Origin of the sequence: Brevibacterium siliguriense, from assembly GCF_900105315.1 — a bacterium.
GTDB lineage: Bacteria > Actinomycetota > Actinomycetes > Actinomycetales > Brevibacteriaceae > Brevibacterium > Brevibacterium siliguriense.
Map to the genome: position 1 here is coordinate 3,663,266 of NZ_LT629766.1, position 12,817 is coordinate 3,676,082.

The 12,817-nt window shown below is 64.9% G+C and carries 11 protein-coding genes and 1 tRNA gene; 4 read left to right on the forward strand and 8 right to left on the reverse strand.

The features are described 5' to 3' along the window. Nucleotides 1-185: 185 nt before the first annotated feature. The 4 genes from BLU88_RS16480 to BLU88_RS16495 form a co-directional block, all read right to left on the reverse strand. Nucleotides 186-1,646, reverse strand: coding sequence for an NCS2 family permease (locus tag BLU88_RS16480; RefSeq protein ID WP_092016357.1), 1,461 nt, complete (start codon nucleotides 1,644-1,646; stop codon nucleotides 186-188). Between the two features lie 272 nt (nucleotides 1,647-1,918). Beyond that, nucleotides 1,919-2,009 (reverse strand) — tRNA-Ser (locus BLU88_RS16485). A 63-nt stretch (nucleotides 2,010-2,072) separates the two neighbouring features. Next, entirely contained in the window at nucleotides 2,073-2,504 is a 432-nt protein-coding gene (locus tag BLU88_RS16490) for a nucleoside deaminase (RefSeq protein WP_092016360.1), read from the reverse strand. A gap of 32 nt (nucleotides 2,505-2,536) precedes the next feature. Beyond that, complete coding sequence (locus BLU88_RS16495) at nucleotides 2,537-3,085, reverse strand: tRNA adenosine deaminase-associated protein (RefSeq protein ID WP_092016363.1); 549 nt, start codon at nucleotides 3,083-3,085, stop codon at nucleotides 2,537-2,539. 73 nt (nucleotides 3,086-3,158) lie between these two features. On the opposite strand from BLU88_RS16495, the gene upp reads away from it, so the two are divergent. The 3 genes from upp to BLU88_RS16510 all read left to right on the forward strand — a co-directional run bounded on the left by upp (nucleotide 3,159) and on the right by BLU88_RS16510 (nucleotide 5,920). Then, a complete protein-coding gene (gene upp, locus BLU88_RS16500; RefSeq protein WP_092016365.1) occupies nucleotides 3,159-3,797 on the forward strand; it encodes a uracil phosphoribosyltransferase in 639 nt (212 codons plus the stop codon). Between the two features lie 287 nt (nucleotides 3,798-4,084). Then, the gene (locus tag BLU88_RS16505; RefSeq protein ID WP_092016368.1) at nucleotides 4,085-4,903 is read left to right on the forward strand and encodes a winged helix-turn-helix transcriptional regulator; all 819 of its coding nucleotides are present in this window, start codon (nucleotides 4,085-4,087) and stop codon (nucleotides 4,901-4,903) included. 75 nt (nucleotides 4,904-4,978) lie between these two features. Further along, on the forward strand, nucleotides 4,979-5,920 hold the full coding sequence (locus BLU88_RS16510; protein WP_092016371.1) for an endonuclease/exonuclease/phosphatase family protein: 942 nt from the start codon (nucleotides 4,979-4,981) through the stop codon (nucleotides 5,918-5,920). Between the two features lie 27 nt (nucleotides 5,921-5,947). On the opposite strand, the gene BLU88_RS16515 is transcribed toward BLU88_RS16510, so the two are convergent. Further along, nucleotides 5,948-7,138 (reverse strand): MarP family serine protease, encoded by a 1,191-nt coding sequence (locus BLU88_RS16515; protein ID WP_092016374.1) that lies wholly within the window; start codon nucleotides 7,136-7,138, stop codon nucleotides 5,948-5,950. A 9-nt stretch (nucleotides 7,139-7,147) separates the two neighbouring features. Further along, nucleotides 7,148-8,566 (reverse strand): PrsW family intramembrane metalloprotease, encoded by a 1,419-nt coding sequence (locus BLU88_RS16520; RefSeq protein ID WP_231939474.1) that lies wholly within the window; start codon nucleotides 8,564-8,566, stop codon nucleotides 7,148-7,150. A gap of 643 nt (nucleotides 8,567-9,209) precedes the next feature. Here BLU88_RS16520 and BLU88_RS16525 point away from each other — a divergent pair. Next, nucleotides 9,210-11,195, forward strand: a complete 1,986-nt coding sequence (locus BLU88_RS16525; RefSeq protein ID WP_092016376.1) for an LPXTG cell wall anchor domain-containing protein — start codon at nucleotides 9,210-9,212, stop codon at nucleotides 11,193-11,195. A 56-nt stretch (nucleotides 11,196-11,251) separates the two neighbouring features. Here the strand turns inward: BLU88_RS16525 and BLU88_RS16530 are convergent, their stop codons facing one another. Both BLU88_RS16530 and BLU88_RS16535 read right to left on the reverse strand, forming a co-directional pair. Next, a complete protein-coding gene (locus tag BLU88_RS16530) occupies nucleotides 11,252-12,040 on the reverse strand; it encodes an HpcH/HpaI aldolase family protein (protein ID WP_092016379.1) in 789 nt (262 codons plus the stop codon). After that, entirely contained in the window at nucleotides 12,025-12,810 is a 786-nt protein-coding gene (locus BLU88_RS16535; protein WP_092016381.1) for a fumarylacetoacetate hydrolase family protein, read from the reverse strand. Before BLU88_RS16535 ends, BLU88_RS16530 begins: the two co-directional genes overlap by 16 nt. Nucleotides 12,811-12,817 lie beyond the last annotated feature (7 nt).

Genomic DNA, 12,817 nt, shown 5'->3' on the forward strand with positions numbered 1-12,817 from the left:
ACCTCCCGCGCCTCTCCACTGAGGCGCACAGTGCATGGTTGGAACAATGTGCTTCGTTCTTCGAGCCTCTGGTTATCCATGCGAACAGCGCAGAAGAACGCGGGTTGAGGGACTCTGCGTCCCCGCAGGTCAAGCCCCGTGGGCGATCTGACCCTTTCCCCAAGCTGAGTGTCCAACCATTGTTCTCATGCCCCCAAGATAGCTGAAATCGGGCCGCGAACGAAGTACAGGACGAATCCGGCCGAGACGACCCACAGCAGCCAGTGGACCTGACGGGCACGGCTGCTCATGGCGTGGATGAGCGCCCAGGAGATGAATCCGACGCCGATTCCGTTGGCGATCGAGTAAGTCAGCGGCATCGTCACCATGGTGAGGAAGACCGGCAGCGAGGTGCGGAAGTCGGTCATGTCGATCTCACGGATCTGCGTGACCATCATGGCACCGACGACGACGAGTGCCGCGGCTCCGGCTTCCATCGGGATGACGGCGATGAGCGGTGAGAAGAACATCGACAGCAGGAACAGCACACCGGTGATGCAAGCGGCCAGACCCGTGCGTGCACCTTCGGCGATGCCGGCTGCAGAGTCAACGAAGACCGTGTTCGACGATGCCGAGGCACCGCCGCCGAAGACCGCGCCGAGACCTTCGACGATGAAGGCTCCGCGGATGCGCGGGAACATTCCGTCCTCGGTCTGCAGCCCGGCGCCGCGGGCCAGTCCGGTCATCGAGCCCATGGCGTCGAAGAAGTTCGTGAACACGAGGGTGAACACGAGCATCGTGGCTGCGAGGACTCCGATGTGCTGGAAGCCGCCGACGAGGTCGAAGGCGCCGATGAGACCGAAGTCGGGCATGGCGACGACCTGCTTCGGGAACTCCGGAGCGGAGAGGTTCCAACCCAGCGGGTCCGGATTGACCGGGTCGCCGACGGTGCCGAGCTTCGCGAAAGCCTGGATGATGATCGCGGCTATCGTGGCCACGATGATGCCGATGAGGATGCCGCCGGGAATCCTGCGCGCAACGAGGATGCCGATGAGGACGAGCGCGAAGACGAAGACCAGTGTCGGCAGGGAGCCGATGGATCCGTCCTGACCCAGCTGGACGGGCGGGCCCGCCGGGGTGCGGGTGACGAACCCGGCGTTGACGAAGCCGATGAAGGCGATGAAGAGTCCGATGCCCACCGTGATCGCGATCTTCAGCGCATGTGGGACGGCGTTGAAGATCGCGGTGCGGATGCCCGTGGCACCGAGGACGACGATGATGACGCCGTTGATGACCACCAGTCCCATCGCATCGGCCCAGGTGACCTCCTGGACGACGGAGACGGCGAGGAAGCTGTTCATTCCCAGGCCTGCGGCCAGCCCGAAGGGCAGCCGGGCGATGACGCCGAAGAGAATTGTGATGACGCCGGCGACGAGCCCGGTGACCGCGGTCAGCTGAGCGAAGTCGAGGCTGTTACCGGCGATGTCCTGGGAGCCGCCGAGGATGAGTGGATTGAGGACGACGATATAGGCCATCGCGACGAAGGCGACGATTCCTCCGCGGATCTCCTGCTTGATCGACGAGCCTCGATGAGTGATTTCGAAGAATCTGTCGAGCAGACCCGATCTCGAAGATGCGGTCTGCACCGCTTGGTCATTGTCAGCCATTTTCATGGACCACCTCAGGTTGTTCGATTTGGTCAGCCGGCGACATCATCGTCGTCGACCCTGCGCCTTGAACATGCGCAATGAAACAGGCAGGGACCGGTCCTCGACCGGACCCAGATTTCCATATCCTGGAAAACTCTTTCTGTTTCACCGAGCAAGTCTCGCCGCTCGACCCTGGTGTGTCAATCATCACACCTCTGACCACTCCGACGCCATCCATCGACAGGACAGACGAAACCCCTGATCAGAGGCGTCTGATCAGGGGTTTCCCTTGGCGGTGGCGGTGGGATTTGAACCCACGGTAGGGGGTTGCCCTACACAACATTTCGAGTGTTGCACCTTCGGCCGCTCGGACACGCCACCGCCGACAACTGTACAGCGGTGGAGTTTCTGCGTCCAAATCGGTTCACCGTGAGCTGGGACACGTCAGCGCTTGGCCGCGAAGAACTCCCGGAGCAGGGCTCGACTCTCCTCGGCCCGGACGCCCGAGGTGACCTCCGGATGGTGGAGTGCGGCGCGGTCGCGCAGCAGGTCCCACACCGAGCCGACCGCACCGGCCTTGTCATCGAAGGCACCGAAGACGACCCTTTCGATGCGTGAGCCGACGAGGGCCCCGGCGCACATCGCACACGGCTCCAGAGTGACGACGAGGGTGCAGCCGTCCAGGCGCCACTGCCCTCGGGCCGAGGCGGCGGCGGAGATCGCCATGAGCTCGGCGTGACCAAGCGGGTCGGCATCCGCCTCGCGCCGGTTGTGGCCGCGTCCGATGATCTCACCGGTGCCGTCGATGACCACGGCCCCGACGGGAACGTCGTCATGGGCGGGGGCGAGGACCGCCTCGGCGAGGGCATGGCCCATCCATCCATCGAACCGGGCCGAGGATTCAGCGTTCAGCGGGCGGCCTCGAGCTGATCGGCGAAGCCGACGGTCTCACCGACATGGGCGACGACGCGGGCAGGGTCGGACCGATAGCTTTCGACCTGGTCGATCAGCGTCGCGGCGGGCACTCCGCGGTCGGCGTAGATATCGGCGTCTCCGCCCCATTCGGCGTCGGCGTCGAATTCGAGCATCTCGACTTCCTCATCGTCGTCCTCGTCGACTTCTGCTTCGTCCTCCTCGGCGCCGAAGTCCTCTTCGGGTTCGGCGTCGTAGGCGTCGGGACGCGAGTCGAGGAAGTCAGCGAAGATCTCCGCGAACGGGCTCGCCTCGACGACGGCCAGATCGGAGAGGAAGATCTTGACCTCGTTGTTCGCGCACAGGCGCACGAGCCCGAACCATTCGTCTTCGTGCTCGATGACGGCCACGGCCTCTCCGTCATCGCCGGCGGCCGAACGCATCATGTCGACGAGGTCGTCGAGGTCGTTCGCGTCACGGACGTCGACATCGAGGGCGCGGAAGCCATCGCCGGAATCGGCCAGGATCTCAGTGAAGTACGACATGCCTCCATTGTGAACGCTTCGCCCCGCATTGACCACTGCCGGGGACGCCGAGTTCTCCCGTACCATTTGGGGTATGCATCTTCACGTAGCCGATCACCCGCTCATCGCCCACAAACTCACCGCTCTGCGCGATGCGAACACGGATTCCGCTCGCTTCCGACAGCTCACCGAAGAGCTCGTCATGCTGCTGGCCTACGAAGCGACCCGGTCGGTGGCCGTAGAGGACAAGGAGATCTCGACCCCGGTGACGACGACCACCGGCACCCGAATCGCCGAACCCCGCCCCGTCGTGGTCCCGATCCTGCGCGCCGGCCTCGGCATGCTCGACGGAATGCTGCGCATCCTCCCCACTGCCGAGGTGGGCTTCCTCGGAATGGTCCGCGACGAGACGACGTTCGAGCCCAGCGCCTATGCCGATCGTCTGCCCGACGACCTCACCGGTCGGCAGATCTTCGTCGTCGATCCGATGCTCGCCACCGGCGGCACCCTGGCCATGGCCATCGACTTCCTGCTCGCCCGCGGGGCTCGCGATGTCACCGCTGTGTGCCTCGTCTCCGCCCCCGAGGGCGTCCAGCGCATCGAACGTGACTACAGCGATTCCGCCGAGGTGAAGGTGTACACGGCGGCCCTCGACGAGAAGCTCAACGAGAAGGGCTACATCGTGCCCGGGCTCGGCGATGCCGGGGACCGGATGTACGGAATCGTCGACTGACGGCACGCGCGGATGACGATTTCGGTCGTCGGCCTCGGCGACCGTGACGTCATATTTCGTCACAGTCGTCTCATTTTCGGGTTTTCCTTTGCAAGGCCGAAGTTTTGTGACAAATAATGAAGTCATGACTTCGACGATCGAGCCGCTGCGAATGCCGGGCGCAGACATGTGCATGCCCTGCGTTCGTGGTCGGTGATCGTACTCCCGCTGTCCGGCCTCGAACGAGTTCACTCAAGCAGCGGACTCTTCCAGTCATATCGACCTCATGGTCGGAGCAAAGGACAGCTATGCCGAATCCAGAACCCGCCTACGTCCACCCGCGCAGTGCAGTGGCCACTCGACGTGCAGGAGCCAGGTTGAGCGCAGTCGACCCGCAGAACGCACCGCACACCTTCGGACCCGCCGGTGTCGTCCCCTCGCCGAAGGCCGCTCGCGGAATCATCGTCTACATCGGACTCGATGAGTCAAAGGCCGCAGCCGACGGCACGAACCTCTCCGCGATCGCCGCTGAGCTGCAGGCCTACGCCAAGGAACTGGCCAGCCAGGCGGAGACCCAGGCCGTCATCGCACTCGCACCGGAGGGCCGCGGCAGCGATATCGACGCCGTGCGGGCCGTGGCCACCGGCTCCCCCGCCGCAACCGGTGCGCCGGCGGCGACTCATGGTCCTGTGCGTTCGCGCATTCCCAACCGCATCCACCCGCCGGCTCTGCGCGAGGACTCCACACCGGCGGCTCCCGCTCCTCGCGGTTTCGGCGGTCGGGCCGGCGACGCCTACACCCAGGCGAGCGGCGAACGTCTGCGCATCGACATTCCCCGCCGCGAGGTCCGCATCGACGGTGACCTCGTCGATGTCACGACGAAGGAATTCGACCTGCTCGCCACCCTCGTCTCCCACGCCGATGAGACTCTGCCCCGTGAGGATCTCATCACCGCGGTGTGGTCCGGCGGGGAGGTTCCCGACGAACGCACCGTGGACGTCCACATCCGCCGACTGCGGCGCCGCCTCGGCGAATATGCCTCGGTGGTGCGCACGATGCGGGGGTCGGGCTACCGCTATGACACCCACCCCGATGTGACGGTGTGGAGTGCGACGGCGCGTCGCTGAAGTAGTGCGGCTGTGAGCCGCGTCGCAAGTCGCTTCCAGCGTGGGGCCAGAATTCCCGGTTAAGATCGTTGATCGATGAACCAGGCATATTCCTCACCGCGCAGAAGGCACAGCCCCGCGAAGGGCATCACCGCATTGATCTTCGGGATCCTCTATGCGGCGTTCCTGCTTCTCCACAATCTGCTTCCGACGCGGATGGGCATCGCGCTCATCATCGAATCGGTGCTGCCGTGGACGGGGATCTTCCTCGCGCTCGTGCTGCTCATGTTCCTCATTCGCTTCTCGTGGCTCTCGGCCATCGGATTCCTCGTGCCCGCTCTGGTGTGGACGGGGATGTTCGGACCCGCCCTGTTGCCGAATGAGGATTCCGGTGACCCGGATCTGACGGTGGCCACTCACAATGTGGGGGCGAGGATGCCGCAGCCCACGGCTGCCGCGCAGAACATCGTCGACCGTGATCCGGACATCGTGACGATCCAGGAGCTCGAGTCGCTTTCGGGCAAGATCATCCACAAGGAGCTCGACTCCTCGTTCGAGCATTCTCAGGTCGTCGACACCATCGGCGTGTGGTCGAAATGGCCGATGTCGGAGCCCGAGGAGGTCGACCTCGGGCTGCAGTGGCCGCGCGCCTTCGCGACCACGATCTCGACCGACCACGGTGACATCCGCTTCTATGCCGTGCATATGCCCTCGGTGCGTCCGGGGCACGAATCGATGCGCAACGCCGCACTGCGCCGATTGGCCACGACCGTGGAGACCGACGGCGCCGAGCATGTCATCATCGCCGGCGACTTCAACACGGCGGCGACGGACAACAATATGAAGACGCTCGTGCCTCCGCTGCAGGATACCCGAGAAGAGGCCCGAGGCGGCTTCGGCTTCACCTGGCCCGCACAGTTCCCCGTCACCCGGCTCGACCATGTCCTCTACCGCGGTTTCGATGCCACCTCCGACGAGGTGCTCGAACGCGGATCGAGCGACCACCGCGCAGTCCTCGCCGGACTCGACCTCAAGTAGCTGCTCGAGTCAGTTTGTGCACGCGGTTCAGTTCGTGCACTGGCCTGTCGGCTGCGGTGCGCGCTCGGAGGCACCGGCGTCGAGTTCGTCGGCGATCTCTGCCCGAGTGAGTGCGTAGCCGGTTTCGTCATCGGTGGCCGAGCGGGCGAAGACCATGCCGACGACGTTTCCGTCGGCGTCGACGAGGGGGCCTCCCGAATTGCCTTCCCGAACGATTCCACGCAGAGCATAGACTTCCCGGACGACCGACTGCGAGTCGTAGATGTCGAGTCCGCGGGCATTGATCTTCTCTCGCACGCGGGTCGGTGAGATCGTATAGGGACCGTTGGCGGGGAATCCGACGACGACGGAGTCATCGCCGGGTCCGAGTCCGTTTCCGAAGTCGAGGGCGGGAGCGTCGAGGCCTGCGACCCTGAGCACGGCCACGTCTGCTTCGGCATCGAATTCGACGACCTCGGCGTGGTACGGACGGCCTTTGCCGCCGACCTGTACGGCCAGTTCAGTGGATCCGGCCACGACATGGGCGTTCGTGGCGACGAGTCCGTCCTCGAAGACGAAACCGGAGCCTTCCGAACCGGTGGCGCAGCTGGTGGCCGTCGTCGTTATCTTGACGACCGAATCCTCGACGCTGCGACCGACATCGACCATGGCCTCGTCAGGTTCTCCGACCCCGCGGATCTGTTCGGGCTGGCCGGAGAACACCTGCGGGAATCCGGATGCGCTCAGTCCCTTCGCCAGTCCGCCGAGCGCGCTCTGGGAGGAATAGGGAATGGTGCGATCGATTGCGGCGATGACGGCGGAGTCCGCGGCCCAGCGGTTGGGCTCGACGAGAGGAGTGGTGCGGATGAAGCCTGCGGCGAGCCAGATGACGAGGACATAGACGATCCCTGCAGTGACAGTGCCGCCGACGGCGTCGATGCCCTGACCGAGGTCGGAGTCCATATTGTGCTTGACCCACGCGCCGATGCCGCTGCCGGCGAAGGCGAAGAGGACGCTGAGGACCAGCGGCATCGAGGCCAGCAGCATGAGCACGCCGGGGTTGTCCATGAAATCGGTGCCGGAACTCAGCGATTCGACGAGCGGGGAGATCAGGCGCCCGAGGATCCAGCCGACGATGAAGCCGCCCGCGGTTCCCAGGGCTGTGATGATGCCCTGTCGGAACCCGGCGAAGAGCGCCCCGACGCCGAGGATGATGAGGAGGATGTCGAGAACTGTCACCGCTGGAATTTACCGCACTGTCTGTCTGGAAACCGTCTGTTTGGAGGCCGCGAGCAGACGGTCGCGGGCATCGGAGAACTGTTTGAGTTCGGCCCGTTCGATATTGCGTTCCTGTTCGCCGCCGATTCCAGCGAGCACGCGCATCCGCGTCGTCGCCAGTTTGCCGGAGGTGCGGATCATGGTCTTCATCTCCTCCTTGCCGCCGGGGAACGACTTCGCCCAGTCGCGGCCGTTCTTCCGGCCCTTCCACGTGCCGAGCATGTCGACCTCGGCGTGGGTGAGCCAACCGGAGTTCGCATAGTCGCCGAGCATGTTCTGAGTGTGCATGCGTTCGCTGCGGCGCAGGATGAGGCCGAGCGCGATCCAAGCGGCGGAGTAGATGATGCTGAGGATGATCATCCCGGTTCGCGAGACGATCTCGTTGTGGGTGATCTCCTGATCGATGACGGACAGCAACACCATCGACCCGTTCCAGAATCCGTGCAGGACCATGCCGAGCACGAGTCCGGGCAGCCACATGAGGATGAGTGACCACCACGGCCATTTGCGGGCAGCAAGTCCGATCGACACACCGGCAGCCGTCGAGAACGTTGTGTGCAGCAGGGGTGCGCACAGGCACCTGACGACGAAGAGCTCCATCAGACCTTCTACCTGGCCTTCGTTCCACGCTCCACCCAGATAGAGGATGTTCTCGGTGAAGGCAAAGCCCGCACCGATGAGCGAACCATAGACGAGGCCATCGAGTGGGCCCTCGAAGTAGCGCCGTGCCGCAAGGACGATGACCAGAAGGAGAACAGTCTTCGTCGACTCCTCGAGGATCGGGGCTTGGATGACCGTACCGATCAGACTGGGCACGCCCCGGAAACCGGCCAGGGCGAGCGCGATCTCGCCGGCGATGGAGAAGGCCAGGGTGAGGATGACCGCGGCGACGGCACCCCAGAGCAGGCAGATGCCCAAGAGCAGCTTCGGCTGGGGCCTCCAGCGATCGAGCCAGAGCACATAGGCGATGATGCCGAGAAGCGGGATGGCAGAGAGACCGATCAGGGCGAAGAGACGGACCCCGAAGCTCAGTCCACCGACCAGTGCCAGTAGTGCCAGCCCGACGACGAGCCCTATGAGAACGAGGATCGCGGCAACGAGCCGAACGATGTTTCCGGTCGAATCGGGTTGGGTCTTCGGTTGTGCCTTCCGCACGGCACCGGTCCAGGGAGTGTCGGTGACAACCTGTTGGGGTGCCTGCATTCCAGCGCGAATCCGCATCTCCTGCGTCACCGTCGGTGCAAACCGTGGCTGAGCATAGACGCGAACCTGCGCCGGCGGGGGCGCGTACATCACCGGCTGGCCGGGCATCGGCTGTCCGGGGATGGGCTGGGCCTGCTGCGGCATCAGCCGGCCGGGAACCGGCTGCATCTGGGGCTGGCCCTGCATGGGAGGCTGCTGCGGCCCCTGGCCCGCCTGCTGCGGATTCGGCTGTTGCGAACCCTGCGGTCGTGGCCGGAACCGGTCATGATTCTGCTGTGGCTGATTCGGCTGTGGCACTTGGCCCTGTTGTGGCACTTGGCCGTGGGCAGGGGGAACGTTGGGGTTCGGTGGGCCCTGCACCTGGGGCGGCTGAGGTCTCTGCGAACCGGGACCGTTCTGTGCCGACATAGTTCGTCCTTCTGCAATGGGGAAAATCCGCTCACCTCAGTCTAGAGTCCAAGCCCACCGTCGACGGCCTCGTCGTGTATCCGTCCAGCAACACTTCAGCCGACTGTCACGTTCTTCAAACGACCTCCCACTCCCCACTCAACCATTTTCGACTGTGGACGGGCGCAGTTTCGTCGACTCGATGTCGGCGGAGGAACCAGACGACGGTGAAAGCTCCACGGGCCATTCGTCCGTCGTCCGACGGTCGGCATCACCCACCACACGAGCCAGCCACTGCCGTTCTTCCCGGGTCCACTCCCCTCCCTCCGGAGATCGGCACGATGACCACTCGCACATCACAGCCTGTGGATGCTCAAAGTACTATCCACAGCCCCTCGATCAGCCCTAGTCCGACACGAGGCTCTCCGTGTCGAATCGGTCCATGACTACTCTCAGACTCGCATCGCTGCGCACCGCGCTGCTCCTCACCGTCCTCACAGTTGCCTCACTCATCGGGCTGGGACCGGCCATGGCCGCGGGACCTCCGGCCAGCCTCGGCGAGGTTCCGGTTCTCACCGCCCCCAATGCCTACGGGCCGGGCATCTGGCACCACGCGAAGCAGGGCAAGACCTGGTACGGCTCCTACCGAACCTTCCCCGATGCCTCCGCCTACTGCATCGATGCGGGCAAGAAGTCTCCGCTGCCGAAGTACTTCAAGAATGCGAAGGCCGACACGGTCGCCTCAGCTCGCACAGCGTGGGCACTCCACGAATATGCCGGATCGACGTCGAAAGATGTGCAGGCCGCGTTGAGCGCGATGGCCCGCCTCGACAAAGCGCTCCCCCACGATCACAAGGTACCGCCACAGAAGCCGGCCGATCTCGGTAAGAAGTTCTCCGGTGCTGCGAAGAAGCACTCGACGATCCTCGCCGAGGCGAAGAAGTTGGCCGGCCCCTACACCCTCGACATCAGCCTTGAGCCGGTCATGCGCATGCCCGTGCTCGAGCCCTATGCCGCCCCGGAGTCCGCCTCTTCTCCTGACTCCTGGGCCTCCGACAGACCCGACAGCGACAAGGCCGACGACAAACGGCCTAAGGTCCTCGGCACTCCTACCGATGAGGCGACGTTGGCGGTCTCGCTGACCAGTGCCTCGGGAGCGCAGGTCCCCGACGTTCCCGTCACGCTGAATGTCGCCGGAGCTGCGAAAGCTCCGACGACCGTGACCACGGGGAAGGAACCCGTGGCCACGACGCTGCAGGCGAGCGCACCCGGCACTCTGTCAGTGACCGCCTCGGCGAAGGTCGCCCCGCAGACAGTGCGGGTCTTCGAACCGACGTCCGGCACGCGGGTCCAACGGGTGATCACCCCGGACACCCCCGATTCCGTCACGGACAAGGCGTCACTGGACCTGAGTTCCCAGCCGAAGGTGACCACCGAGATCTCCGACCAGACGCCGACACCGGGTGAGACGGTCACCGACGAATTCACCGTCTCCGGCCTCATCGGTGACCACACGGTCACCGTCGAACACACCCTGTGGCAGACCGCGACGGCACCGAGGCAGGGCATCAAGAACGATGACGCTCGCGAAATCGGATCCGTGACCTCGAAAGATGTCGGCAACGGCACCCACACGTCCGACGAGGTCACCGTGCCCGAGGACTTCCGCGGTTGGCTGTACTTCACCGAGACGATCGCCGGGGACAAGGCGACGAAGGAATGGAAGGGAATCCACGGCCAACCTCGTGAGACCGGGTTCGTCCCGTGGACTCCGACAGCCGACACCGAGGCGGTGCTTGAGGGCACGTCGACCCACGACGAGGTGGCTGTGACCGGTCTGCGGCCGGGTTCGGAGGCCGTCCTCGTCGTCACTGCCTACCACGTGGAGAGCGAACCCGAGCAGTCGAAAGAGCCCGACGGCACGGAGCTGTCCGTGCAGGACTTCACCGTCAACGCCGACGAGAAGGGACACGTCGAAATCGACACGGAGCCGATCGATATGCCCGTCGGCTGGGTCACCTATGTGACGACGATCGAGGGCAGCGACGTCAACGCGGAGTGGACGAGCGACTGGGGCGTCCCCGCCGAAACAGTGCACCGTCTGCCCGAAGAGAAGCCGTCCGCTCCCCCGGCTCCGCCGACGCCGTCGGAAGAGCCGAGCAAGCCGCCGGCTCCACCGGAACAGCCGGATATGCCGAGCACACCTCCGGCCCCACCCGAGCAGCCGGAAGCCCCGGAGAAGCCCGAGACCCCTTCGGCCGAACCGGTCGCTGACACCCCGGAGGCCCCCGCCGCCACGGTTTCATCAGGTGAACTGCCCCGCACCGGCACGACAGGCAACGGCATGCTCATCGGTCTGGGCATCGTCCTCGTCGGGCTCGGATCGACGATCCTGCTGATCTCCGGCAGCCGCCGCGACAGAGAATAGTAGGCCGTGAGAACACGTCACCCCCGACCGCAGGGCACGGTCGGGGTGAGGTGTGCTCAGTCCTGAACCCAAGTGTCGGCCCAAGCGCGGGCACCGTTCATCATCAGACCGACATCGGCGCCGACAAGGACGAAGGACGCTCCGGCTTCCAGGTACTTCCGTGCCTGCTCGGGATCGAAGGCGTTGACACCGACAGGTTTGCCGGCAGCCTTCACCGCCTCGAGCGTCCGTGCCACCGCATCGGTGACGTCCGGATGAGTCTGCTGACCGAGCAGCCCCATCGATGCAGCCAGGTCTGAGGGACCGACGAAGATCTGGTCGATTCCGTCGACCGCGGCGATCTCGGCGGCATTGTCGACCGCAGTCGCCGATTCGATCTGCACAGTCAGTGACACGAGTTCCTCGGCCCGGCCCAGGTACCCGTCCACGGCATTCCACCGGGAGGCCCTGGCCAGGGCTGAGCCGACCCCGCGCACACCTCTCGGCTGATAATGGACGGCCGCCACAGCCGCCTCGGCGTCGGATTTCGTGTCGACCATCGGCACGAGCAGATTCTGCGCGCCGAGGTCGAGGTACTGCTTGATGAGCACCCGGTCATTCACCGGAACCCGCACGACGGGGGTCGCAGGGTAACCGTTCATCGCACGCAGCAGACTCGTCGTGGTCTCGAGTCCGATCGGGGAATGCTCGGCATCGATGAGAACCCACTGCATCCCCGAGGCGGCAGCGATCTCGGCGGCCACGGGGGAACCCGAGCACACCCACATCCCGGCCAGGTACTCGCCATCGCCGAGCCCGGTCACACGGTCTGAGAAGGTCTGCGGAAGTTCTACTCGAAACGGCATGTGATGACTCCCAACTCTCCGTAGTCGGCGTGGACGGTGTCGCCGGGGTGGACCCACATGGGGCGGGTGAACGATCCGGCGAGCACGGTCTCTCCGGCCTGCAGCACATCGCCGTGTTCGGCGAGCTTGTTCGCCAACCACACGATTCCGCGGGCCGGATGATCGAGCACGGCGGCGGCGACACCGGAGTCCTCGATCGTCTCATTGCGATAGAGCAGGGCATTCACCCGGCGCAGATCGACGGCATCGACAGCGACCGGGCGACCGCCGAGGACCATCGCGCCCAGTGCCGCATTGTCCGAGATGGTGTCGACGATCGTGCGGCCTTCCATCTCGATGCGAGAGGACAGGACCTCAAGTGCGGGGACGACGTACTCGGTAGCGCGGAGGACGTCGAAGAGACTGACATCGGGTCCGCGCAGTTCGTCTCGCAGCACGAAGGCGAGTTCGACCTCGATGCGCACGCCCGAATACTGCGAATGATCGATCACGGACCCGGTGTCATACACCTGGTCAGCGAAGATCGCCCCGTAGTCGGGTTCGGTGATCCCGGTGGCCTGCTGCATCGGCTTCGAGGTCAGACCGATCTTGTGACCATAGAGCCGACGGCCGGCGGCTTCACCGCGGCGGCGCCATTCGTTCTGCACCGCATAGGAGTCCTCGACCGTCATGTCCGGAAACTTCGCGGTGAGCAGACCGATCTTCGATCGCGTCCGCTCCGCTTGAGCGAGATCGTCGGCGATGGCCGCGATCGTTGCCTCATCGAGCATGTGGATT